Below are 24007 nucleotides of genomic sequence, written 5' to 3'. Positions count from 1 at the left end.
GGTCACGTGTACCAGGTCGGCTCGGGCAGCTCGCCCGTCAGCGCGTACCGGCCCACCTCGGCCCGCTTGTGCGCCACCGGGTCGTGCAGCGAGTGCGTCCTGATGTTGCGCCAGAACAGGTCCAGGCCCACCGCGTTCGCGCTCGCCCGCGCGCCGGTCACCTCGAACACCCGCGTGCCGATCTCCAGCCCCGCGTCGATCGCGGTCTGCTTCGCGGCCGCGATGACCACGGCGGCCTCGCCGCGCTCCTCGGGCGTCACGTCGTCCGCGCGGGCATTGATCTGTTCGACGAGCCCCGCGGCCCGCTCCGCGAGCGCCTCGGCGGCCCACAGCTTCGACTGGAGGTCCCCGTACGCCTCCTGCACGTAGAACTCGTCGACCCCGCGCTCCTTCCGGTCCGCCGCGTATGGCCACGCCCGGGTCTTCTCGCGCGTGTACGCCGCGGCCGTCTCCAGCGCGCCCTGCGCGATCCCGAGGTAGAAGTTGGTGAACACCAGCTGGATCAGCGGCACGTTCAGCGTGTTGTAGGTGCGCGGCACGAACTCGTACCCGTCGGCCCGCGGCACGTACCCGGCGGCGGCCGCCCACGGGACGCGCACGTTCTCGATCACCGCCGAACCCGATTCGGTGAGGCGCTGGCCGAGGTTGTCCCAGTCGCCGGCGAAGACGATGCCGTCCTGGTCGGTGGGGACGATCGCGAACACGTGCTTGCCGGTGCCCTCCAGGACCCCTTCGAGCACGGTGACGTCGGAGACCTTCCCGCCGGTGGAGAACGTCTTGCGGCCGTTGAAGACCAGCTCGCCGTCCTCCTCGCGGATCACCAGGTCGTCGTCGCGGGGGTTGACGGCCCCGCCGAAGAACCAGCCCTCCTCGGCGGCCTGGCGCTCGACGGCCTCGATCTGCGCGGGGGTGCCGACCAGTCTTGCGGCCCAGGCCCACAGGTAGTGGTAGCCGAGGAGCTGCCCGATGGAGCCGTCGCCCGCGGCGACGGCCCGGATCACGCGGTACGCGGTGGTCCAGTCCTGCCCGCCGCCGCCGTACTCGGCGGGGGCGAGGAGCGGGACGAGTCCGGCGTCCTTGAGCAGCTCGACCTCCGCGTACGGGGTCGCGCCCTCCCGGTCGCGCACTACGGCGTCGACCGCGAGCCTGGCGGCCACCTCGCGGGCGCGGGCGACCCACCCGTCCGGCGTCGCGGGCGGCGTGGACCAGTCGGGCGCGTCCTGTCCGTTCGTCATTGTGCTGAACCCCTTCCTCGGAGTAATCTTTTCCTATCAAGTTACTAGGAAATGAAATCGAGGAACAGCTCTCGACCATCGGATCGGCCGATGACCCCATCGGCCGCACCGAAGACCGGAGGCGGGCGGCGCATGCGCATCGAACAACTGGAGTACGTCGCGGCGGTCGCGCGGCACGGGTCGCTGCGGCGCGCGAGCGAGCACCTGCACGTCTCGCAGCCCGCGCTCAGCGAGGCCGTGAGCAAGCTCGAACGCGAACTCGGCGTCACACTCCTGGAGCGCCGCCGCGACGGCGCCCGGATCACCATGCGCGGCAAGGAGCTCCTGGAGCACATGGTCGGCGTGCTCGACGCCGTGGACCGGCTCCAGTCCGCCGCGGCGACCACCGCCGCCCGCGCGATCCGCGTCGGCACCGTCAACGCGGGCACCGCGAGCCTCCTGCTCCCGGCGATCCGCGACTTCCGCGCGGGCCGCCCCGGCGCCCGCGTCGAGGTCCGGGCCCTCCAGCAGGACGAGATCGAGGCCGGGCTCGCCGACGGCTCCCTGGACCTCGGCCTCGTGAACGTCCTCGGCGACGCTTCTGTGCCCGCGAACCTCCAAGGGGCCGAGCTCAAGCGCGGCCGTCCCGTCGCGGTCCTGCCCGGCGCCCACCCGCTCGCCGCGCAGGCCGAGGTGAGCGCCGAGGACCTGCGCGGGGAGACCTTCGTGGGGATGCGCGCGGGGTACGTGATGCACCGGTTCGCCATGCGGCTCTTCGGCTCCCGCCTGCCCGCGGTGTGGCACAGCGTGGACGGCGCCGAGATGGGGAAGATGCTCGTCGCCGAGGGCCTCGGCGCGACGATCCTCCCCGACTACTCCGTCCACGGCGACCCCCTCGCCCGCGGCGGCCTCATCACCGCGCGCCCCATCAAGGACGACCGCACCCCGGTCGCGATGTGGCTGCTCCGCAGGAAGACCGTCCGGCCCCCGGCCGCCGTCGACGAACTCGCCGCCCTCCTCGCGGCCCGCTCCGCCGACCGCGGCGACGCCGCGCCGTTCCGCGGCTGAAGGCGCCCTTCGACACCTCACTGGCCACTCGCATACCCTGTGGGCCCGAGGGCCCTTACCCGGAGGGTCCCGGGAGCGACCGAAGGAGGCCGGATGGAACAGACCGAGCGAGTGGTGGTCGGCGTCGACGGATCGCCGGTGTCGATGGAGGCGCTGGACTGGGCGCTGCGGTACGCCGAGAAGACCGGGGCCGCCGTGGCGGCCGTGTACGGCTGGCAGCCCCCGGTCGTCTACGGGACCGCCGTGGAGGCCGTCCCGGGGGAGAGCTTCACCGAGACCGCCGAGCGCGCCCTGAACGAGTCGGTGGACGCGGCGGTCGAGGGGCGCGAGGACCTCGTGGTCGAACGCACCGCGGCCCTCGGGCACCCGGCGAAGGTCCTCATCGAGCAGTCGAAGACCGCCGACCTCCTCGTGGTCGGCAGCCGCGGACAGGGCGGCATCAAGGGGACCCTGCTGGGGTCCGTGAGCCTCCACTGCGTCACCAACGCCGACTGCCCGGTCGTCGTGATCCGCGCCGCGGAGTGACCGTCCCGGCGCGGGGAGGCGAGGGTCACGTCCGTGCGCGACACCGCGCGCAGAACGCGACAACCGCGCATGTTATTGCACGCCTTGTGGACAGAACCACAGCTCCCCGCGCCGGACCCTGTAGACAATCCGATTTCAGATGCGCCGAATTTGGCGGCGGCCGCACCTGAACGGATAGGGTCGGGGCCAACTGAATCTTCCCGGGGGTCGTTTGCTAGTCCTACTTGCCTGCTATGCCTTCGCGGCGATCGTCGCGCCCGCCCTCGTCCGGTGGTGGGGCCCGCGCGCCCTCTACGCCGTCGCCGCCGTGCCCGCGGCGACCTTCGCCTGGGCCCTCGCCCAGGCCGAGACCGTGCGCCTCGGCGGCGCCGTCACCGAGACCTACCGGTGGGTGCCCCAGCTCGACCAGGAACTCGCGTTCCGCATGACCACGTTCCCCTGGGTCATGGTCCTCCTGGTCAGCGGCGTCGGCGCCCTCGTCCTCGCCTACTCCGCCCACTACTTCCCCGCCACCGAGCAGGGCCTCGGCCGCTTCGCCGCCGTCTTCACCGCCTTCGCCGGAGCCATGTTCGGCCTCGTCGTCTCCGACGACCTGCTCCTGCTCTATGTCTTCTGGGAGCTGACCTCCGTCTTCTCCTACCTCCTCATCGGACACGACCCCGCCCGCAGCGCCAGCCGCTGGGCCGCCATGCAGGCCCTCCTCGTCACCACCTTCGGCGGGCTCGCCATGCTCGTCGGCTTCATCATGCTCGGCGAGCACGCCGGCACCTACCGCCTGTCCGAAGTGGTCGACGACCTGCCCGGCGGCGCCTACCTCGTCACCGCGCTCGTCCTCGTCCTCCTCGGCGCCCTCTCCAAATCAGCGGTCTTCCCCTTCAGCTTCTGGCTCCCCAGCGCCATGGCCGCCCCCACCCCCGTCAGCGCCTACCTCCACGCCGCCGCCATGGTCAAGGCCGGCGTGTTCCTCATCGGGATGCTCACCCCCGCGTTCGCCACCGACACGCCGTGGCAGCAGGTGATCTGGGTCTGCGGCGGCCTCACGTTCCTCTTCGGGGGATGGACGGCACTGCGCCAGACCGACCTCAAGCTCATGCTCGCCTACGGCACGGTCAGCCAGCTCGGCATGATCGCCGTCGTCCTCGGCTCCGGCTCCTACAACACGGCGCTGGCCGGGGCCGCGCTCCTCGCCGGGCACGCCATGTTCAAGGCCGCGCTGTTCCTCATCGTCGGCATCATCGACAAGACCACCGGGACGCGCGAGATCTACTCGCTCAGCGGCCTCGGCGACCGCAGGCCCGTGCTCGCCGCCACCGCCGTCGTCGCGGTCGCGTCGATGATCGGCCTGCCGCCGACCCTCGGGTTCGTCGCCAAGGAGGCGATGCTCGCCGCGTTCTGGGACGGCGGCCCGTGGGACCGCGCGATGCTCGCCGTCCTCGTCGCGGGCGCCGCGCTCACCGTCGCCTACGGCCTGCGGTTCCTGTGGGGCGCGTTCGCCCGCAAGAGCGACACCGCGCCGACCGAGGCCGCCCCCGCCGGGGCCGGGTTCCTCGCCGCGCCCGTGCTCCTCGCGACCGCGGGCCTGGCCGCGGGCTTCCTCGCCCCCGCCGCCGACGGGCTCCTGTCCCCGTACGCGGACCGGTACCCGCACGCCGGGCACGTCTACCACCTGGCGCTGTGGCACGGCTTCACCCCCGCGCTCGGGTTCTCGCTCCTGGCGATCGCCTGCGGCGCCGCGATCTACGCCGCGACGCACCGCACCAGCGCCTGGCGCTCCGTGAAGCTCCCGCTCGCGTCCGGGACGGTCTACAAGCAGGCCCTCGGCGGCGTCGACCGCGCCGCCGTCGAGATCACCGGCGGCACTCAGCGCGGCTCGCTGCCGTTCTACCTCGGCGTGATCCTCGTGTCCCTCGTGGTCTTCGCGGGCGGGCTCCTCGTCTTCGACGGCCCCTGGCCGCTCCGGGTCCGCCTGTTCGACACGCCGCTGCAGCTGGTCGCGGGCGCCGTCGTCGTCACCGCCGCGATCACCGCCGCGGTGGCCCGGCGCCGCTTCACCGCGATGATCCTCACCGGCGTCTCCGGCTACGGCGTCGCCATGCTGTTCATCTTCCACGGCGCCCCCGACCTGGCCCTGACCCAGTTCCTCGTCGAGACCGTCACGATCGTCATGTTCGTGCTGGTCCTGCGGCGCCTGCCCGCCCGGTTCTCCGAGCGCCCGCTGAAGATGGTGCGGCGCTTCAGGGTCGGCGTCGGCGTGGCCGTCGGGGTGGTGGCCGCAGCGATGGCGTACGTGGCCGTCAGCGGCCGCACCGCACCGCCGATCTCCGAGGAGTTCCCCGACCTCGCCGTCACCTACGGCGGCGGGCACAACATCGTGAACGTCATCCTCGTGGACATCCGCGCGTGGGACACCATGGGCGAGATCGCGGTCCTGCTCGTGGCCGCCACCGGCGTCGCGAGCCTCATCTTCGGGCGCGAACGCCTCCTGATCCGCCGCGGCGGCTCGCGGCCCGCGCCGCCGAAGACCGGCGAGCACGTCAAGTGGCTCGCGCGGCCCGAGACCAGCGGCAGCCACCAGGCGATCATCCTCCAGGTCGTCACCCGGCTGCTGTTCCACACGATCGTCCTGTTCTCGATCTACCTGCTGTTCACCGGCCACAACCACCCCGGCGGCGGCTTCGCGGGCGGCCTCGTCGCCGGGCTCGCGCTCACCTTCCGGTACCTCGCGGGCGGGCGCGCCGAGCTCAACGCCGCCGCGCCCGTGGACGCCGGGCGCCTCCTCGGCACCGGCCTGCTCGTCTCCGTCGGCACCGGCGCGGCCTCGCTCCTGCTGGGCGGCACCGTCCTCCAGAGCGCGATCCTCGACTTCGAGCTGCCCGTGGTGGGCCACGTCCACTTCGTCACCTCCACGTTCTTCGACATCGGCGTGTACCTCGTCGTCGTCGGCCTGGTGCTCGACATCCTCCGCAGCCTCGGCGCGGAGATCGACCGCCACGGCGAGTCCGCCGACCCCTCCCCGGCCCTGGTGCCCGAGAAGGAGCCCGCATGATCCCGAACCTGGTCTACGTGGTCGTCGTGGGCGTCCTGATCGGCGCGGGCGTCTCGCTCCTGCTGGAGCGCACGCTCACCCGCGTCCTCATCGGCGTGGTGCTCGTCGGCAACGGCGTCAACGTGCTCATCCTCATGGGCAGCGAGTTCGGGACCCCGCCGATCGTCGGCGAGACCCCGGTCGAGGGCATGAGCGACCCGCTCCCGCAGGCGATGATCCTCACCGCCATCGTCATCACGCTCGGCATCACCGCGTTCCTCCTCGCGCTCGCCTACCGCAGCCAGCAGCTCCTCGGCCACGACGAGGTCCAGGACGACGCCGAGGACCGCCGCATCATCGACCTCGCCGAACGCGACGAGGGGCCGCACGCCAAGGAGAGCGGCGACGACGACCTCCCCGACCCCGTGTACCACTGCGCCCCGGGCAAGGAGGGCCGATGACCTTCCTCGTCCCGCTCCCGGTCGTCATCCCCCTGCTCGGGGCCGCCCTGACGCTCATGCTCGCCCGGCGCCCCGGCATCCAGCGCACCGTCAGCCTCACCGCGCTCACCGCGACCCTCGCCGTGTCCTCGATGCTGCTGGCGCTCACGGTGACCGACGGCCCGCAGGTCGTCGCGGTCGGCGGCTGGCCGCCCCCGCTGGGGATCGTCCTCATCGCCGACAAGCTCGCCGCGCTCATGCTCGTGGTCTCCACCGCGGTCACCCTCTGCGTCCTCGTCTACTCCATCGGGCAGGGCTCGGCCGACGGGGACGAGGAGACCCCGATGTCGGTCTACCACCCGACCTACCTGGCGCTGACCGCCGGCGTCACGAACGCGTTCCTCTCGGGCGACCTGTTCAACCTGTACGTCGGCTTCGAGATCCTCCTCGTCGCCTCCTACGTGCTCCTCACCTTGGGCAGCACCGAGAACCGCATCCGCGCGGGCACCACGTACGTCGTCGTCAGCCTCCTGTCCTCGGTGATCTTCCTGAGCGCCCTCGGCCTCATCTACGGCGCCACCGGGACGCTCAACATGGCGCAGCTCGCCGGGCGGTTCGACGCGCTCCCCGACAACCTGCGGCTGCTCCTGCAAGGGATGCTGCTGCTGGCGTTCGGCATCAAGGCCGCGGTGTTCCCGCTCGGGTCCTGGCTCCCCGACTCCTACCCGACCGCGCCCGCGCCCGTCACCGCCGTCTTCGCCGGGCTCCTCACGAAAGTCGGCGTGTACGCGATCATCCGCACCGAGACGCTCCTGTTCCCCGACGGGCGCATCGGCGACGTGCTCCTGGTGATATCCCTGCTCACCATGGTCGTCGGCATCCTCGGCGCGGTCGCCCAGTCCGACATCAAACGGCTCCTGTCGTTCACGCTCATCAGCCACATCGGGTACATGCTGTTCGGCGTGGCGCTCGCGACCGAGGCCGGACTGAGCGCCGCGATCTTCTACATCGCGCACCACATCACGATCCAGACGACGCTGTTCCTCGCCGCCGGGCTCGTGGAGCGCCGCGGCGGCTCGACGGCGCTCGACCGGCTCGGCGGGCTCGGGAAGATCGCGCCGGTCCTGGCCGTGCTGTTCTTCATCCCCGCGCTCAACCTCGCGGGCATCCCGCCGTTCTCGGGGTACCTCGGGAAGCTCGGGCTGCTCCAGGCGGGCGTGGAGGCCGCGAGCCCGCTCGTGTGGGCGGTCGTCGCGGGCGGGGTCCTCACGAGCCTCTTGACGCTGTACGCGATCGGACGCGTATGGAACCTCGCGTTCTGGCGCACGCCGCACCCGGAGATGCCGCGCGACGACGCCGACTTCGACGGCGGGGCGATGCTGCCGAAGCTCATGGTCGCGCCCACGATCGCGCTCGTGACGTTCAGCGTCGCGCTCACCGTCGTCGCCGGGCCGCTCTTCGCCGTGACCTCCGAGGCCGCGGCCGACCTCATCACCCGCACGCCGTACATCGAGGCGGTCTTCCCGGACGGTGCCCCATGAGCCCCCTGACCGCGCTGACCAAGCGCGAGCGCCTGCGCAGCCGCATCACCGCCGTCATCGGCCTCGTCCTGGTGTGGAACCTGCTGTGGGGCGCGTTCACCTGGCTGAACACGATCACCGGGGCCGTCATCGCGGTCGCGATCCTCATCGTGTTCCCGCTGCCGCCGGTGAAGTTCGGCGGGCGGCTGCGGCCGGTCGCCGTCGTGAAGTTCTTCGCGCGCTTCTTCCTCGACCTCACCGTCGCGAGCTTCCAGGTGGCGCTGCTGGCGTTCCGGCCCGGCGAGCCGAAGAGCGCGATCGTCGCCGTCCAACTGCGCGTCAAGTCCGACCTGAACATGACGCTCGTCGCCGAGGCCGTCTCGCTGGTGCCCGGCAGCCTCATCGCCGAGGCCGACCACCAGACCGGGACCCTGTACATCCACATGCTCGGGGTCCGCGACGCCGAGCACCTGGAGCACCTGCGCGCCGAGGTGCTGCGCCTGGAGGCGCGGCTCGTGCGCGCCATCGGGTCCGACGCGGAGCTGCGCCTGGTCGAGGCGCGCCCGCCCACCGAACCGGAAGGGGCCCCGGCATGACCTACGCCGCCGTCGCCATCGCCGTGCTGCTCACCGCCGCCTGCGCGATGACCCTGGTCCGCGTCGTCCGCGGACCCACCACACTGGACCGCATCGTCGCCACCGACGTGCTCCTGGCGATCACCGCCACCGCGATCATCGCCGAGGCCGCGTTCAGCCGCGACCCCACGGCCCTCCCGGTGCTCGTCGTCGTGTCCCTGCTGGGCATCACCGGCTCGGTCGCCGTGGCCCGCTTCGTCACCCGGGAGAAGCAGTCATGACCCTCGAAGGCGTTCTCGACGCGGTCGCCGCGGTCCTCATGGTCACCGGCGCGCTCCTCAGCCTCGCCGCGGGCGTGGCCCTGCTGCGCTTCCCCGACCTCCTGAGCCGCATGCACGCCGCCGCGAAACCCCAGGTCCTCGGCCTGCTCCTGATGCTCACGGGCTGCGCGATCCGCATCGCGACGGTCGTCGACATCACCACGATGGTCCTCATCGCGGTCTTCCAGCTCGCCACCGCGCCCGTCGCCGCCCACATGGTCGGCCGCGCCGCCTACCGCGACGGCCAGACCCGCACTGACCTGCTCCTCACCGACGAGCTCGCCCCGCACATGGAGCGCTTCAGCGACAAGCCCGACGACGCCCCGAGCCGCTTCCCCGCGACGCCGCCGAGCTGAGCGGACCGCCGGGGCTCGCGCCCCGGCGGCCCGGTGGCTCAACCGACCGAGAGGAGCCGCTCGGTCGTCGCGGACGGCGCCGAGGCGTCGCCGCCGCAGAGCGCCGCGGCGATGAACTCGTCCTGGGCCTCCTGGAGCGCGTCGGGATCGACGGTGCCGTGGGAGTTGTCGAGGTTCCATGTCAGGGTCACCTGGCGCTGGCCGTCGAGGGAGTGGAACGAGTACGTGGTGTGGCCGACGCCGCCTCCGGTGTGGCCCATGAACATCTCGTCGGGGTTCCCGGGGCAGCCGGGCTTGAGGCCGGTGAACCCGAGCCCGTAGTCGAAGCCCCAGTGCGTGTCGCGGAAGTCCACGGCCTCGGTGAACTGCTCGGCCGTCAGCAGCGTGCCGTCGGCGGCGGCCCGGTAGAACGCGTTCACGTCGTCCACATCGGCCACGACCGAGCCGCCGGACCAGAAGACGCTGTGCGAGTAGCTGGTCGTGTCCAGGTAGGGCCGCGACGGGTCGCCGGTGGTGATGTACGGCGTGGTGTGGTCGCCGCGGAACCCGGCGGTGTTGTCGCGCGGGAAGTACGCGTCGTCCATGCCCGCGGGCTCGAACACGCGCTCCTTGAGCTGGTGGCGCAGCGAGTCCCCGGTGAGGTCCTCCACGAGCAGGCCGAGCACGAGGTACCCGGTGGTCGAGTACGACCACCCCTCGCCGGGCGGGAACAGCAGCGGCACGTCGGTCGCGATCGCGATGAGCTCCTGGGGCGTGTGGTGCTCCGCCTGGTGCGCTTCGAGATCGGCGATGCTGCCCTCCAGCAGCGACGGGTACAGCTTCCAGAAGTACTCGCCCAGGCCGGCGGTGTGGCCCAGGAGCTGGCGGATCGTGATCTCCTCCTCGTAGGGTAGGACGCCGGGGAGGTACTCGTCGATCGGGTCGTCCAGGTCGAGCTCGCCCTCGGCTTCGAGCTGGAAGACCACGACGGCCAGCATCGACTTGGTGAGGCTGGCGATGCGGAAGAGGTCGTCGTCCTCGGCCTCCTCGCCGCCGCCCACGGTCCGGTTCCCGGCGGCGCCGGTCCAGGAGTCGTCGCCGTCGGCGACGGCCGCGAGTGCGGCGTAGTCGCCCACGGCCGCATACGCTTCGAGTTTCTCTTCGAGCAGCTCCTCATCGAGCGACGAGCCGTGCGCGTTCGCAGCGGCGGTGGGGGACAGGACGATCGCGAGCGCAGCCAGAGCTGCAACGGGTGTTCGATTTCGCATCCCCCGACCCTAGGGGAGAACGAGCCTGAAGTGAACCCTGTTCCGCCACAAGCTTGTTCGACTTGACGCTAGGCTGGGCCCGGTGACCGAACCTCTGAGCGCCCTCGCCGACCGCCAGCGCGAGCTGATCGGGGCCTGGCTGCCCGGCGCGTCCGTCGAGGCCGACATGGGCTGGGGCCTGGTCGAGACCACGGTCCTGCGGGTCCGCTCCGGCGGTCGGCTCGTCGTGGTGAAGGCGGGCGGCGCCTCGGACGCCCACATCGCGCGGGAGATCCGCGCGCACCGCGAGTGGACCGGGCCGTGGGTGCGCCGCGGGCGGGCCGCCCGGCTGCTCCACGCGGACACCGGTGCGAAGATCCTGGTGACCGAGTACCTTCCCGGGACGCTCGTCCAGGACACCGCCGCGGCCGCCGACCCGGACGTCTACGCGCAGGCCGGTGCGCTGCTGCGCGAGTTCCACGGCCAGGCCGCCGCCGACGACCCCGACTACGAGGCCCGCATGAACGCCAAGGCCCTCGCCTGGCTCGACCGCCCCCACGGGATCGCGCCCGGCACCGCCGCGCGCCTCGCGGCGCTGGTCCGGTCCTGGCCCTCCGGCGGCGCCGCCTGCGTGCCGACGCACGGTGACTGGCAGACCCGCAACTGGCTCCTCGACCACAGCGTTCACGACCGTGGCGTGCTCCGCGTGATCGACTTCGGCCGCGCCGACCTGCGCCCGGCCGCGGAGGACTTCGAGCGCCTGGCCGTCAGGGAGTTCCTGCACCACCCGGGCGCCGAGGAGGCGTTCGTCTCGGGCTACGGCCGCGACCCGCGCGAGCCCGCCGCCTGGCTCCGCCAGCGCGTCCGCTCCGCGATCGGCACGGCCTGCTGGGCCCGCCAGGTCGGCGACGCCGCCTTCGAGGCCCAGGGCCACAGGATGATCGAAGCCGTCCTCGCCGAGGTCGGTGCGTGAGGTCCGGGCATGACGACGGCGCGGTACTGAAGGGGTACCGCGCCGTCGTGTGGTGAGTGGTCGGTTTATACCGACTCGACGGTCTCGAAGGTGCCGTCGCCGTCGGTGTCCGTGGCGGTGGTGTCGATGACCATGTCGCCGTCGGTGTCGGCTTCGAGGGTGTCGACGAAGCCGTCGAGGTCGGTGTCCGTGGCGTACGTGTCGAGGAAGGTGTCGCCGTCGGTGTCGACGAGGAGGGTCTCGGAGTAGCCGTCGCCGTCCGCGTCGGTGTAGACCGTGTCGACCCAGCCGTCGTCGTCCGTGTCGGACTCGACGGTCTCGTTGTAGCCGTCGCCGTCGTTGTCGTAGGACACGGATTCGAGGACGCCGTCGCCGTCCATGTCGGTGTCGGCGGTGGCGGTGTAGACGTCGTCCGTGTAGGTGTCCTCGGAGTAGGACGTGGAGTCGTCGGTGCTGTAGGTGTCCGTGGACTCGGTCTCGTACTCGTCGGTCGAGTAGGAGTCGTCGCCCGCGTTGTCGACGGAGAAGTCGCTCATGATGCTGCCAATCCCGTAAGCGTCGGATGCTTGCGGTGTGAACCATAAGCCCCGCTCGCCAGCGGTCCGCCGCCGCGTGCCGCAGGCGGCACGATCCCGGGAGTCAGGCGCGGCCGCGGCGCCGCTTCAGCAAGGGCCGCACCGGTCCCCGCCGGCCGCGTCGAGGAGCTCCTCGACGCGGCCGTGCGCGGCACCGCGGGGGGCACGGTCCCCGGCGCTATGCGCTGAGGAACGACTCCAGGTCGTCGAGGATCATGCCCGCGGCGGTGACGCCGATGCCGGTCATCCAGACCTCGTCGTCCACCTGGTGGGCGTTGCCCTCCTGCACGGCCGGGATCGACTGCCACAGGGCGCCGCCGGTGTACTCGGCGAGTTTCGCGTCGCCGTCGTCGCCGTACGCGCAGTAGAACACCACGTCGCCGCCGAGCGTGTCGACCTCCTCGGCCGACACCTCGGCGAAGCGCCGGTCCTCGGCCCCGTTCAACTGCTGGAGCTCGGGACGGGCCAGGCCGGTGTCGCCGAGGACGATGCCGGAGAACGAGTCCGGGCCGTAGACGCGGATCTGGTCGGGCATGAACCGCACCAGGCTCACCTCGGTGGACACGGCCTCGCCGAGGGACGCGCCGAACTCCGCGGCCCGCGCCTCGTACCCGTCCAGCAGCTCCTTCGCGGTGTCGCCGCGGCCGAGCGCCTCGCCGTCGAGGAGGAAGTTCTCCTTCCACGTCAGACCGACCAGCTCGGTGAACACGGTGGGCGCGATGGCGTCCAGCTCGTCGTAGAACTCCTCCTGCCGGAACTTCGAGCCGAGGATCAGGTCCGGCTTCAGCTGCTCGATGGCCTCCAGGTCAGGCTCGGCGCTGGTGCCCACCACGGTGACGCCCGACAGCTGCCCCAGGTAGGTCGGCAGCTCGGCCTCGCTCGCGCGGGCCGCGCCGATCGGCGTGATCCCCAGCGAGAGCGCCGTGTCGATCTTGTCGGTGTCGAGGACGACGACGCGCTGCGGGTCCACCGGGACCTCGGTGGTGCCCATGGCGTGCTCGATGGTGCGGGTCTCGCCCTCGGCGTCGTTGCGCTCAGCGGCCGGGTCGGAGGTGCCGCAGGCGGCCAGCGCGAGCGCGCAGGCGGCCGCCAATCCGGAGGCGACCAGTCGTCTTCTCATTTCGGGTTCCCTTCGTAAGGAGGAGGTACAGCAGGTAGACGCCGCCGAGCGCGGCGGTGAGCACGCCGGCGGGCATCTGGTAGTCGCCGAACGCGGTGCGGCCCAGCCAGTCCGCGAGGACGAGCAGGACCGCGCCCGTGAGGGCCGAGCCGAGCAGCGGCGGGCGGGAGGTGCGGGCGAGGCGCCGCGCGATCTGCGGCGCCGCGAGCGCCACGAACTCGACGGCGCCGACCTGCGAGACCGCCGCCGAGGCGAGCGCGACGCCGAGGACGGCGAGGCCGATGCGCTGGCCGGTGACGCGCACGCCGATGCCGGTGGCCGTGGGGTCGTCGAGGTCGGTGGTGTCGAGGGCCCTTTGCGCCCAGAAGAGCGCGGGCAGCGTGGCCGCGAGGAACACGCCGAGGAACGCGGCCTCGGTCCAGCCGCGGCCGCCGAGCGTGCCGATGAGCCAGATCTGGGCGCGCTGGGCGTCGATGGCGTCGGCGGAGATGAGCAGGATCTGGATGCCGGACTTGAGGAGCACGGTCACGGCGACGCCCGCGAGCACGAACCGCGGCGCGGCGAGGGAGCCGCGGGCGGCCACGAGGAGCACGAGCACGGCGGCGGCGAGCCCGCCCGCGAGCGCCGACGGCGCGAGGAACGCGTACCCGAGCCCGAACGTGAGCGTCGCGGTCGCGGCGAGCCCGGCCCCGGCGGTGACCCCGACGATGTCGGGGCTGGCGAGCGGGTTGCGGGCCACCGACTGGATGAGCGCCCCGCCCAGGGCGAGTGCGGCCCCGGCGGCGACGGCGAGGACGATGCGCGGCAGGCGCAGGACCTCGACCGTGCGGTCGTAGCCGGTGGTCCCGGTGAGGGTGGCGACGACGTCGGCGAACGTGATGTACGTGTGGCCCACGCACAGCGACACGATCACGGCCCCGACGAGCACGGCCAGCAGGAGCACGCAGACGGCGGCGCTGCGCCGGTGCCACGTCAGCGACCGGGCGCCGAGGCGGACCACGGACTTTCCGGGGAGCTTCACGGCGTTCACGCGTTCACCGTCCTGGCGCGCCTGACGAGCACGATGAGCAGCGGCGCCCCGATGACCGCGCAGATGATCCCGGCGGGGGCCTCGCCGGGGACGACGACGCGGCCGATGACGTCGGCCGCGAGGAGCATCGAGGGCCCGAGGAGCAGGCTCAGGGCGAGCTGCGGCCGGTGGGCCGCGCCGACGGCCCACCGCGCGAGGTGAGGGATGGCGAGGCCGATGAACCCGACCGGCCCGGCGGCGGCCACGGCCGCCCCGGTGAGGAGCGCGACGGTGACCGCGGCGGTCCCGCGCGTGAGCCCGACGCGGTGGCCGAGCCCGGCCGCGGTCTCGGCGCCCAGTTGCAGGCCGTCGAGCCCCCGTGCTGCGAGGAACGCGAGGAGCAGGCCCGCGATGAGGAACGGCGCCATGCCGATCACGACGTCGGTGCCGCGCCCGGCGAGGGACCCGACGGCCCAGAACCGGTACCGGTCGAAGGACTGCACGTTGGTGGCGAGGACCGCGTAGACGACCGCGGAGAGGCTCGCGTCGATCGCCGCCCCGGTGAGCGCGTACGTGGCGGTCCCGCCGCCGGTGGCGCGGTTCGCGAGCGTCGCGACGGCGTACCCGACGACCCCCGCGACCAGGGCCCCGGCGATGCCGAGCCACACGTACTGGCCCATGCCGGTGAGCCCGAGGACGCTCATGCCGAGCACGACGCCGAGGCTCGCCCCGGCGGCGACGCCGAAGATCCGCGGGTCGGCGAGGGGGTTGCGGGTGAGGGTCTGCATGAGGACCCCGGCGACCGCGAGCCCGGCGCCGGCGAGCAGGCCGACGAGGGTCCGCGGGACGCGCTGGTCCCACACGACGGAGGCCGCGATCGGGTCGGCGCGGGTGAGGCCGTCCCAGACCTCGGCGGGGGAGAGGTCCCGCGCGCCGAACGCGAGCGACGCGATCAGGATGAGCCCCAGCAGGACCGCGGCCGCAGCGCACACGGCGGCCCGGCCGCGGGCGGTGGCGGCGGGCCGGGGGAGCCGCAGAGCGGTGCGGCGGGGCGGTCGGAGGACGACGGGCACCAGCCGATATTAGGAGAGGCTAACCTCGCCCCGGGCGGGCGGTGCCCCGATGTGACGGGGGCTCGGTTCCGGGGCGGGAGGGGTAGCGAGGACGCGGTCAGTCGTCGAGTCCGGCCAGCTTCGCTCTGATGCTGTCCGCGTCGGGGTGGGCGATGTCGTCGAGGATTTCAAGGGCTTGCGTCCAGGCGTCGCGGGCGGCGTCGGGGTCGTTCAGCGCGAGGTGGGTGTCGGCGAGGTTTGCGAGGGCGGCGGCCTCGCCCGAACGGGCGCCCACGTCGCGGGAGAGGTCCACGGACCGCTCGTAGTGGTCCACCGCGAGGTCGAACCGGCCGAGGTGGTGGTGGACGTACCCGAGGCTGTCGAGGATCGCGGCCTGCCCGGCGCGGTCGTCGGCGGCCTCCGCGAACCCCAGGGCCGCTTCGCAGTCCGCGAGCGCTTCCAGATACGCCCCGTCGACCGTGGCCCGGTGCCACCCGATCGAGTTGAGCGCGATCGCCTGGCCCCCTTGATGTTCCGCCGCCCGGTACAGCTCCAGGGCGCGGCGGTTGCACTCGATCGCCGCGTCGAACTTCCCCTGCCGCCGCCACACGTACCCGCGCAACTGGTGCACATGCCCCTCGCCCCCGGGATTCCCCAGGTCCCGGCACTGCTCCAGCGACCGGTCGAGCAGCTCGTGGGCCTCCTCGAAGCGGTCGAGCAGCGAGTACGCGAACGCGAGGCGGCGCTCCACGCGGACCATGACCTCGCCCTCAGTGTGCGGCCCGGTGCGGGCGCGGACGGTCTCCCAGCTCCGCGCGAGGTCGTGCCAGTGCCCGGCGCGGTGGAGGTATTCGCTTGCGGCCCAGGCGAGCTGCCAGCAGTGCCCGTCCAGCCCGAGCGCCGCCGCGTGCTCGACCAGGGCGAGCAGCACGTCCCGCTCGGCGCCGAACCAGGCCATCGCGGCCCGCCCGTCCGCGAGCGGCTCGGGCGCGGCGCCCGGCGGTGCCGGGGCGAGGGTGATCGCGTCCTGGATCGGCTGGATCAGCCGCATCCCCGCATACGCGGTGCGGAGGTAGTGGTCGAGGGTCCGCAGCACGGCATCCTCACGGTCCTTGTCCTGGGCGGCGAGGTCCGCCGCATACGCGTGGACCAGGTCGTGGAACGCGAACCGGCCCGGCGACGTCTCGTACAGCAGGCTCGCCCGCTCCAGCTCGTCGAGCAGCCGGTGCGCGGGCGGCGCCCCGGTCCCGGCGAGCGAGGCCGCCGCGGCCGCGGTGAAGTCCGGGCCCGGATGCGTCCCCAGCAGCCGGAACATCTTCGCGGCCCCGGGGGATAGGGCCCGGTAGGACCACGAGAACACGGCCCGCACGTCGGCGGCCGGGTCGGGGTCGGCGAGCGCGTCGAGGCGGCGCGCGGCCTCGCGCAGCTCCCGGGCGAGCGCCGCCAGCGCGAAGTGCGGGTTCCCCGCGGCCCGGGCGGTGACCACTGCGAGCGCCAGCGGGAGCCCGGCGCAGTCGGCGGCGATCTGCGCGGCCGCCTCCGGCTCGGCCGCGGTGCGGCGCTTGCGGAGCCGCCGCTCCAGGAACAGCCCGGACTCCGCGGCGCCGAGCTGGCGCAGCCCGATCGGCTGCGCCCCATGGGCCACGAGCCCGGAGAGCCGGTCGCGGCTGGTGACGACCGCGGCCGTGCCGCGCCCGCCGGGCAGCAGCGGGCGCACCTGCGCGGCGTCCCGGGCGTTGTCGAGCACGAGCAGGACCCGCTTGTCCGCCAGCGCACTCCGGTACAGGCCGATCTGCGCGTCCAACTCGCCCGGCACCGTCTCGGGCGCCGTGCCGAGCGCGCTCAAGAGCGACCGCACCGCCTCCCCGGGCGCCACCGGCTGCCCGACCGGGTCGAAGCCGCGCAGGTTCACGTACAGCTGCCCGTCGGGGAAGCGCTCCGAGGCGCGGTGCGCCCAGTGGACCGCGAACGCGGTCTTGCCGACGCCCGCGGTGCCGCTGACGACCGCGACCGGCGCGTCCGGGGACGCCAGCAGTTCGTCCATCTCGGACAGCTGCGCCTCGCGCCCGGTGAAGTGCGCGGGCGGGGCGGGCAGCTGGCGCGGCACGGTCCGCACGCGCACGCTCCCGCCGGGTCGCTGGAGGTCCGGGTCGGCGTCGAGGATCTGGCGGTGCAACCGCTCGACCTGCGGCGAGGGCTTCACCCCGAGTTCGCCGTCCAGCAGCCGGAACAGGCGCCGGTACGCCTCCAGCGCCTCCGCCTGCCGCCCGGACCGGTATAGCGCCAGCATCAGCAGGCGCCACATGCCCTCGCGCAGCGGATGCGCCGCCGTCAGATGCTCCAGTTCGGACACCGCTACCGCCCCGGATTCGAGCTCGGCGCCGAGGCACTCCTCGGTGGCCTCCATGCGCAGCTCGTCGAGCAGCCTCGCCTTGTCCCGCACGGCGGGCACGTCGATCCCCGCGAAGGCCGCGCCCCGCCACAGGCCCAGGCCCTCCCGGAACGCGGCCGCCGCCGCCTCGGATCCGCCCCCGCGCAGCAGTCGGCGGCCCTCTGCCGCGAGCGCCTCGAAGCGGTGCGCGTCCACGGCCTCGGTCGCGACCTCCAGCGCGTACCCGCCGCCGCGCGCGTCGAGCACCACGCCGTTCTCGAAGCGCCCCAGTTCCTTCCGCAGCTGGTACACGTACGCGCGCAGTGTCGCCTTGGCGCCCTCGGGCGGGCGCCCGGCCCAGAGCCGGTCGATGAGGAGGTCGCGCTCGCAGACCCGGTTCACGTCGAGGAGCAGCAGGGCCAGCAGGGCGCGGGGCTTCGCGCCCCGCGGGGTCACGGCCCGGCCGCCGACCGCGAGCTCCAACGGTCCCAGCGCCCGGAACTTCACCGTCTCGGCGGCCATGGCGCCTCCTCAAGGGACGCGTCGCGGCGGACCTGACCGTCCGCCGGATCGCATCGCGGCGCGCGGGCGGGGCAAGGGCCCGCGGGGCCACGGAACCGCCACATTATCACCACCGCCGTCCGCCAGGGTAGATCTCAATGCGCCGAACGATCTCGCTGCGCCACAACAGAAAGCAGGTGAACGTCATGCTCATGACGCGACTCAGGCGGACGGCCGCGGCCGCCGCGGCCGGGTTGATGCTGGCCGGGGTGTTCTCCCTCGGCACCGCGGTCCCGGCCGCCGCGGAAGACGACGTGACCATCATGGGCTGGCCCACCGGCTGCACCGCCCAGGTCCAGGACTGGGGCGCGGTCGCCTCGTGCTCCAGCCACAACGGCGGCTCCTACCAGGCGATGGCGACCTGCAAGGACAACGCCGGGAACACGTTCACGGCCAACGGCACCTGGCGCCAGACCGGCTGGTCCCGGGCGTACTGCCCCGGCAGCTCCCACGGCGTGAGCGCCAACATCTGGACCTCGCCGACCCCCTGACCCCGAACCCCTCCGAGAAAGGACCGACTCTCATGAAGAAGACGATCTACGCGCTGCTCGCCTCGACGGCGATGGCGGTCAGCCTCCTGACCGGGATCCAAGGGGCCGCCGCGGCGGAACCCGAACCCGCGCAGGCCGCCCCGGTCACCGCCGTCGCCGCCGCCGACGACGACATGACCATCATGGGCTGGCCCTCGGGCTGCGCCGACTACCAGTACTACCAGGGCTGGCTCGCCCGCTGCACCAAGGCGAACGGCGGTTCCTGGATGGTCTTTGCGGTGTGCCAGACCGAGGGCGGCGGCCCGCGGTTCACCCGCAACCCCTCCGTCTGGCAGACCACCTCCAACGTCCCCTCGATCGTCAGCTGCCCGCCGGGGAGCTTCGTGGTCGACGGCGGCATCTGGACCTCCAACACCCCGTAGGCCCGTGACGTGGAGCCGCCCACCGGTGACGGTGGGCGGTTTCCGCGTGCTCTCCTGTCACAACTGTTCGGTACCTTTCACGTGGGCGCCTCCCATCACGTCCCCGGCGCCCGCAGTCCCCGAACGAGGAGGAGCATGCCCGCGCCCAGAAGGTTCACGCGTGAGCGGTTGCAGTCCACGGCCCTCGCCATCGTCGACGAGCGGGGGCTGGCGGGGCTGACGATGCGCAGCCTCGCCGCCGAGCTCGGCACGGGCGCGATGACCATCTACAACTACGTCGACGGCCGGACCGGGCTCGAAGCGCTCGTGACCGAGGCGGTCATGGCGAAGTCGACCTGGGAGGAGTCCGAAGGGGACGACTGGCGCGAGGCCCTCGCCGCCGTCGCCGAGGGCGTCCTCCTGACGGTGTGGGACCACCCGAACGCCGTCCCGCTCATGCTCGCCCGCGGCGCCCTGCACGAGTCGGCCCTCGCGCCCGCCGAGGCCATGCTCGACGCGCTGCACCGGGCCGGCTACCGCGGCCCCGAGCTACTGGTGGCGTTCCGGGTCGTCTCGGGGTTCGTCTCCGGGTTCGCGCAGGTCGAGCTGGCGGTCCCGCCGCCCGAGCCCGAACCCGTTCCGGCCGTGGGGCAAGGGGCGGAACTGGACGGGGAGCGTTTTCCGCGGCTGGTCGAGATCGGCGGCGCCGCAACCGCATCGGACCCGCTGTCGCGGTTCCGCGACGGACTGCGCATCATTCTCAAGGGCCTGGAGCCCTAAAGGCCGCGGACCCGGCCCAGGCCAGTGGGCCGGGTCCGCGGCGGCGGGCCCGGCATCGGCGGCTTTCGGTGCGCGCACCGCCGATGCCGGAGACGGTCGGGCGTGGTCGTGCGCGGCATGGCCGCGCAGCCTGTGAGACCGTTTGCTCACCGGAGTACGTACCCCGTACGTGAACGATGCAATTGAATCACGTACTCTGTACCTGAACGGCACGGGGGGTCCGCAAGGGACCAACCCTACGCCAGACCGGATGCGGGCCAACCGAACACCTCGGCACCCGCGCCGACCTCGAAAGACAAAAGACACCACCCCGGCTCGCGATGAGACCGGGGCGGTGTTCACAGTAGACGTCGGCGCCGCTCGCCCCCGCTCAAGCGGGGCGAACGGAGGTCCGCCGCCGCTCGACTCGCGCATCGCTCTGGGGGATCGGATCGTGCTGCGCGAGTCGTTCGGCGTTCCCCTACCGGGGCTTGGGCCGCACGACGGCGCGCACGACCAGGCCGATGCCGCTGGCGAGCGCGAGGACGCCGAACGGGATGGCGAGGAGCCCCAGGCCGATCACCTGGAGGAAGGCGTTCAGGATCGAGCCGCCGACGAACCCGGCCCACAGGGACCGGTTGACGATCTTGTCGTGGCTGAGGCCGCTGCGGGGCGGTGCGGTGCGGAAGTCGTCCATGGCTCCTCCAGGTGTCGTGTGCATGTCTACGACGATATGGCGGAACGCGCTCGCGCCCAATGCCCTCACCTGGTGAAACACGGGTACAGGCTGCTGTACCCCGCGAGTCGGCCCAACCCCCGGCCCGGGACGGGAGGGCGTCATCCCCCCGTCCCGGAGCGCGTCACTCGTACAGCACGGCCTGGATCTCGGCGTCGTCGATGTTCGTCGCGTCGTACCAGTAGAAGCCGGTGTCGATGGTCTCGGGGAGGTCCTCGCCGTTGATGGCGGCGACGGCGGCCTTGACGGTCTCGTAGCCGATCCCGACGGGGTTCTGGGTGATGGCGCCGGCCATGACGCCGTCCCGGATCGCGTCGATCTGGGCCTGGCCGGAGTCGAAGCCGACGACCTGGATCTCGCCGACGCGGTCGAGCTCCTGGACGGCGTTGATGACGCCGATCGCGGAGCCCTCGTTGGCGCCGTAGAGGCCCTTGAGGTCGGGGTTGCCCTCGATGATCGCGGTGGCGATGTTGGTGGATTCGAGCTGGTCGCCGCCGCCGTACTGCACCGACACGATCTCGACGTCGGGTGCGTTGGCCTCGACCCACTCGGTGAAGCCGTCGCGGCGCTGCACGCCGGTGACGCTGGTCTGGTCGTGGACGACGAGGGCGATCTGCCCGGCGCCGCCGATGAGCTCCACGAGGTGTTCGGCGGCGAGGGCCGCGGCGGCGAGGTTGTCGGTGGAGGCGTTGGTCACGGGCACGTCGGAGTCGACGCCGGAGTCGAAGGCGATCACGGGGACGCCGCGGCTCTCGGCCTCGGTCATGAGCGGGGCGGCGGCCTGGCTGTCGAGCGCGGCGAACCCGATGGCGTCGGGGTCGCGGTCAAGCGCGGTCTGGAGCATGTCGATCTGCTGCGCCACCTCGGACTCGGAGTCGGGGCCCTCGAAGGTGATCTCGACGCCGAACTCCTCGGCGGCCTGCTCGGCGCCCTGCTGGACGGCCTGCCAGAACTGGTGCTGGAATCCCTTGGACACCAGGGCGATGTAGGGCTTGTCGGGGTCCAGGCCCTCGGTGGCGTCGTCGCCGCAGCCGGCGATCAGGAGCAGCGCCCCGGGGGCTCCGGCGAGTACGGCCCTGCGTTTCATCATGGGTTTCTCCGTTTCGAGAGGGACGGTTGCGGGGGAGGACGAGCCGGACTACCTGCCCCTGCGGAGGATGTCGATGTAGACGGCGGCGAGGATGACCAGGCCGATGACGACGGACTGCCACTCCTGCGGGATGGACATGATGCGCAGCCCGTTGGTGACGGTGCCGACGATGAGCGCGCCGATGAGCGTCCCGACGATGGAGCCCTTGCCGCCCTGGAGGGAGGTGCCGCCGATGACGACGGCGGCGATGGCCTGGAGCTCGTACCCGATGCCGAGGGACGGCTGCGCGGAGTTGAGGCGGGCGGCGAGCACCACGCCCGCGATGCCCATGAAGCACCCCGAGAGCGTGTAGACGGCGATCTTCCACTTGCGCACGGCGATCCCGGAGAGGCTCGCGGCGTCCTCGTTGGACCCGATGGCGAACGAGTAGCGGCCGAGGAGCGTCTTGCCGAGGATGAGCGCGGCGATCGCGGTGAGCGCGAACAGGATGAGCACGGCGTTGGGCAGGCGCACGCCGGGCACGAGCGAGGCCAGGGAGATGTCGGTGAACCCGGGGACGTCGGTGAAGTAGATCGGCGCGGTCCCCGAGATGACCAGCGCGAGCCCCTGGGCGATGAGCATCATCGCGAGCGTCGCGATGAACGGCGGGATCTTCAGCACGGCGATGCTCACGCCGTTGACAAGGCCGATGAGCGCCCCGGTGAGGACCCCGCCGAGGACGCCGAGGGGCAGCGGCAGGCCCCAGGAGGTGAGCATGACGCCGGTCATGACGGCCGCGAGCGTCATGCCGGTGCCCAGCGACAGCTCGATGCCGGAGGTGATGATGACGAACGTGGTGCCGAGCGCGAGGATGCCGATGACGGCCGTCGACAGGAGGATGCCGCTCAGGTTCGACCAGGTCAGGAAGTTCGGGTTCGCGATGGCGAAGAACGCGGCGAGGACGATGAGGCTCGCGAACGCCAGCACCTGCTGGAGCTGGCGGCGCACGAAGTTCCACGAGGGCCCCAGGACGCGCGGCGCCGCGGCGGTGTCCGGCTGGTTCATGCGATTCCTCCGTGTGCTCCGGCCCTGGTGGCGTAGTCCATGACGGTCCTCTGGTCGGCCTCGGCGCCGTCGAGGACGCCGGTGACCCTCCCTTCGCACATGACGGCGATCCGGTGCGCCATGCGCAGGACCTCCGGCAGCTCGGAGGAGATCATGATGATCGACTTCCCTTCCGCGGCAAGCTCGTCGAGGAGTTCGTAGATCTCCTCCTTCGCGCCGACGTCGATGCCGCGGGTGGGCTCGTCGAAGATGAGGACGTCGCAGTCCTTCGCGAGCCAGCGCGCGAGGATGACCTTCTGCTGGTTGCCGCCCGACAGCGACCGCACGGGCGTCCGCAGGGACGGCGTGCGGATGCGCAGCGACTCCACGTACCGCTCGGCCGTGCGGCGGCCCTCCGCGTCCCGCATGAGCCCCAGGGGGTTCGCGTGCTCTGCGAGGGACGAGGCGAGGATGTTGAAGCCCACGTCCTGGTCGAGCAGGAGCCCGAAGCGCTTGCGGTCCTCGGAGAGGTACCCTATGCGCAGCCGCGCCGCGTCGGCCGGGGTCCGGATCTTGACGGGCCTGCCGCGCAGCAGGATCGTGCCGCGGTCGGCTTTGTCAGCGCCGCAGATGATTCGCGCGACCTCGGTGCGGCCCGCGCCCACGAGCCCGGCGAATCCGAGGATCTCGCCTTCTCTCAGCTCGAAGCTGACGTCGTCCAGGAGCCCTTTGGACCCGAGGCCCTTGACCTCCAGGACCACCGGCCTCGACGGGTCGCCGGTGCGCGGCGGCCCGCCGCTGCCGGCCAGTTCGCGCCCGACCATGAGCGCCACGACGCGGCGCAGGTCGGCTCCGGCGGCGTCGAGGGTCTCGACGTACTCGCCGTCGCGGAGGACGGTGATCCGGTCGGCGATCTCCTTCAGCTCCCCGAGGCGGTGCGAGATGTAGATGACGCCGGTGCCCTGGTCGCGCAGGTCCCTGATGAGCCGGAACAGGTTCGCGGTCTCGGACTCGGTGAGCGCGGCGGTCGGCTCGTCCATGATGAGGACCCGCGAGTCGAACGACAGGGCCTTCGCGATCTCCACGACCTGCTGCTGCGCCACGAGCAGGTCGCCCACCCGGGCCCGCGGGTCCAGGTCGATCCCCAAGCGCGCGAACAGGTCCGCCGCCTGCCGGTTGAGCCTCCGGTCGTCGGTGAACGGGCCCCGGCGCGGTTCGCGTCCGATGTAGATGTTCTCGGCGATCGTCAGGTCCGGCATCAGCGAGAACTCCTGGTGGATGATGCTGATGCCCAGTTCCTGCGCGGCCCTGGGGTTCTCGATCTCCACCGCCCGGCCGCCGACCTCGATCGTCCCGGCGTCGCGCTGGTGGATCCCGGCGAGGAGCTTCATGAGCGTCGACTTGCCCGCGCCGTTCTCGCCGACGACCGCGTGGACCTCGCCGGCCCGCAGTTCCAAGTGGACGCCCGAGAGGGCCTGGACGCCCGGAAAGCCCTTGGAGATCCCTTCGAGTCGCAGCAGCAGGTCGTGCACGGGTCCTCCAAGGAGTGGGCCATACATCTGACGTATCGAATGGTA

General features: G+C 72.4%; 23 protein-coding genes. 12 read left to right on the top strand and 11 right to left on the bottom strand.

Features of this window, described 5'->3' with window-relative positions:
* Window positions 1-2: 2 nt before the first annotated feature.
* Window positions 3-1235 carry an acyl-CoA dehydrogenase family protein gene (locus AB0A65_RS14265; RefSeq protein ID WP_359951231.1) on the bottom strand — a complete coding sequence of 411 codons (1233 nt, stop codon included), beginning with the start codon at window positions 1233-1235 and terminating at the stop codon, window positions 3-5.
* A 132-nt stretch (window positions 1236-1367) separates the two neighbouring features.
* Between AB0A65_RS14265 and AB0A65_RS14260 the strand changes: the two genes are divergently transcribed.
* The 8 genes from AB0A65_RS14260 to mnhG all read left to right on the top strand — a co-directional run bounded on the left by AB0A65_RS14260 (window position 1368) and on the right by mnhG (window position 9043).
* Window positions 1368-2282: a LysR family transcriptional regulator gene (locus tag AB0A65_RS14260; RefSeq protein ID WP_359951229.1), complete on the top strand. Its 915-nt coding sequence runs from the start codon at window positions 1368-1370 to the stop codon at window positions 2280-2282.
* Window positions 2283-2375: 93 nt separating this feature from the next.
* Complete coding sequence (locus AB0A65_RS14255) at window positions 2376-2807, top strand: universal stress protein (RefSeq protein ID WP_359951227.1); 432 nt, start codon at window positions 2376-2378, stop codon at window positions 2805-2807.
* A gap of 211 nt (window positions 2808-3018) precedes the next feature.
* Entirely contained in the window at window positions 3019-5853 is a 2835-nt protein-coding gene (locus tag AB0A65_RS14250) for a Na+/H+ antiporter subunit A (protein ID WP_359951225.1), read from the top strand.
* On the top strand, window positions 5850-6293 hold the full coding sequence (locus AB0A65_RS14245; RefSeq protein ID WP_359951223.1) for a Na(+)/H(+) antiporter subunit C: 444 nt from the start codon (window positions 5850-5852) through the stop codon (window positions 6291-6293). The genes AB0A65_RS14250 and AB0A65_RS14245 overlap by 4 nt, the downstream gene beginning before the upstream one ends.
* Complete coding sequence (locus AB0A65_RS14240; protein ID WP_359951221.1) at window positions 6290-7813, top strand: Na+/H+ antiporter subunit D; 1524 nt, start codon at window positions 6290-6292, stop codon at window positions 7811-7813. Before AB0A65_RS14245 ends, AB0A65_RS14240 begins: the two co-directional genes overlap by 4 nt.
* Window positions 7810-8388, top strand: coding sequence for a Na+/H+ antiporter subunit E (locus AB0A65_RS14235; RefSeq protein ID WP_359951219.1), 579 nt, complete (start codon window positions 7810-7812; stop codon window positions 8386-8388). Before AB0A65_RS14240 ends, AB0A65_RS14235 begins: the two co-directional genes overlap by 4 nt.
* Window positions 8385-8648: a monovalent cation/H+ antiporter complex subunit F gene (locus AB0A65_RS14230; RefSeq protein ID WP_359951217.1), complete on the top strand. Its 264-nt coding sequence runs from the start codon at window positions 8385-8387 to the stop codon at window positions 8646-8648. Before AB0A65_RS14235 ends, AB0A65_RS14230 begins: the two co-directional genes overlap by 4 nt.
* Window positions 8645-9043 (top strand): monovalent cation/H(+) antiporter subunit G, encoded by a 399-nt coding sequence (gene mnhG, locus AB0A65_RS14225; protein WP_359951215.1) that lies wholly within the window; start codon window positions 8645-8647, stop codon window positions 9041-9043. The genes AB0A65_RS14230 and mnhG overlap by 4 nt, the downstream gene beginning before the upstream one ends.
* A 38-nt stretch (window positions 9044-9081) precedes the next feature.
* On the opposite strand, the gene AB0A65_RS14220 is transcribed toward mnhG, so the two are convergent.
* Complete coding sequence (locus AB0A65_RS14220) at window positions 9082-10290, bottom strand: serine hydrolase domain-containing protein (RefSeq protein WP_359951213.1); 1209 nt, start codon at window positions 10288-10290, stop codon at window positions 9082-9084.
* 82 nt (window positions 10291-10372) lie between these two features.
* Between AB0A65_RS14220 and AB0A65_RS14215 the strand changes: the two genes are divergently transcribed.
* Entirely contained in the window at window positions 10373-11242 is an 870-nt protein-coding gene (locus AB0A65_RS14215) for an aminoglycoside phosphotransferase family protein (RefSeq protein ID WP_359951211.1), read from the top strand.
* Window positions 11243-11307: 65 nt separating this feature from the next.
* Here AB0A65_RS14215 and AB0A65_RS14210 read toward each other — a convergent pair whose 3' ends face one another.
* From AB0A65_RS14210 to AB0A65_RS14190, 5 genes are all read right to left on the bottom strand, one after another.
* On the bottom strand, window positions 11308-11778 hold the full coding sequence (locus AB0A65_RS14210; RefSeq protein WP_359951209.1) for a hypothetical protein: 471 nt from the start codon (window positions 11776-11778) through the stop codon (window positions 11308-11310).
* A 217-nt stretch (window positions 11779-11995) separates the two neighbouring features.
* Complete coding sequence (locus AB0A65_RS14205; protein ID WP_359951207.1) at window positions 11996-12937, bottom strand: iron-siderophore ABC transporter substrate-binding protein; 942 nt, start codon at window positions 12935-12937, stop codon at window positions 11996-11998.
* Window positions 12852-13967, bottom strand: a complete 1116-nt coding sequence (locus tag AB0A65_RS14200; protein WP_359951205.1) for an iron ABC transporter permease — start codon at window positions 13965-13967, stop codon at window positions 12852-12854. The genes AB0A65_RS14205 and AB0A65_RS14200 overlap by 86 nt, the downstream gene beginning before the upstream one ends.
* A complete protein-coding gene (locus AB0A65_RS14195; RefSeq protein WP_359951203.1) occupies window positions 13964-15019 on the bottom strand; it encodes an iron ABC transporter permease in 1056 nt (351 codons plus the stop codon). Before AB0A65_RS14195 ends, AB0A65_RS14200 begins: the two co-directional genes overlap by 4 nt.
* A 97-nt stretch (window positions 15020-15116) precedes the next feature.
* Window positions 15117-17891 (bottom strand): BTAD domain-containing putative transcriptional regulator, encoded by a 2775-nt coding sequence (locus tag AB0A65_RS14190; protein WP_359951201.1) that lies wholly within the window; start codon window positions 17889-17891, stop codon window positions 15117-15119.
* Window positions 17892-18028: 137 nt separating this feature from the next.
* Between AB0A65_RS14190 and AB0A65_RS14185 the strand changes: the two genes are divergently transcribed.
* The 3 genes from AB0A65_RS14185 (at window position 18029) to AB0A65_RS14175 (ending at window position 19602) form a co-directional block, all read left to right on the top strand.
* A complete protein-coding gene (locus tag AB0A65_RS14185; protein WP_359951199.1) occupies window positions 18029-18421 on the top strand; it encodes a hypothetical protein in 393 nt (130 codons plus the stop codon).
* A gap of 32 nt (window positions 18422-18453) precedes the next feature.
* Window positions 18454-18843, top strand: coding sequence for a hypothetical protein (locus tag AB0A65_RS14180; RefSeq protein ID WP_359951197.1), 390 nt, complete (start codon window positions 18454-18456; stop codon window positions 18841-18843).
* 135 nt (window positions 18844-18978) lie between these two features.
* The gene (locus tag AB0A65_RS14175; RefSeq protein WP_359951195.1) at window positions 18979-19602 is read left to right on the top strand and encodes a TetR/AcrR family transcriptional regulator C-terminal domain-containing protein; all 624 of its coding nucleotides are present in this window, start codon (window positions 18979-18981) and stop codon (window positions 19600-19602) included.
* 460 nt (window positions 19603-20062) lie between these two features.
* Here AB0A65_RS14175 and AB0A65_RS14170 read toward each other — a convergent pair whose 3' ends face one another.
* The 4 genes from AB0A65_RS14170 to AB0A65_RS14155 form a co-directional block, all read right to left on the bottom strand.
* Window positions 20063-20302 carry a hypothetical protein gene (locus AB0A65_RS14170; protein WP_359951193.1) on the bottom strand — a complete coding sequence of 80 codons (240 nt, stop codon included), beginning with the start codon at window positions 20300-20302 and terminating at the stop codon, window positions 20063-20065.
* A 139-nt stretch (window positions 20303-20441) separates the two neighbouring features.
* Entirely contained in the window at window positions 20442-21407 is a 966-nt protein-coding gene (locus AB0A65_RS14165) for an ABC transporter substrate-binding protein (RefSeq protein ID WP_359951191.1), read from the bottom strand.
* A gap of 48 nt (window positions 21408-21455) precedes the next feature.
* On the bottom strand, window positions 21456-22451 hold the full coding sequence (locus AB0A65_RS14160; RefSeq protein WP_359951189.1) for an ABC transporter permease: 996 nt from the start codon (window positions 22449-22451) through the stop codon (window positions 21456-21458).
* A complete protein-coding gene (locus AB0A65_RS14155; protein ID WP_359951187.1) occupies window positions 22448-23962 on the bottom strand; it encodes a sugar ABC transporter ATP-binding protein in 1515 nt (504 codons plus the stop codon). The genes AB0A65_RS14160 and AB0A65_RS14155 overlap by 4 nt, the downstream gene beginning before the upstream one ends.
* Between the last annotated feature and the right edge of the window lie 45 nt (window positions 23963-24007).

The sequence above is a fragment of the Glycomyces sp. NPDC047010 genome, from assembly GCF_040644205.1.
Classification (GTDB): domain Bacteria; phylum Actinomycetota; class Actinomycetes; order Mycobacteriales; family Micromonosporaceae; genus Glycomyces.
The sequence above is the reverse complement of the archived record's forward strand: the minus strand, read 5'-3'. Positions and strand labels throughout refer to the sequence as shown.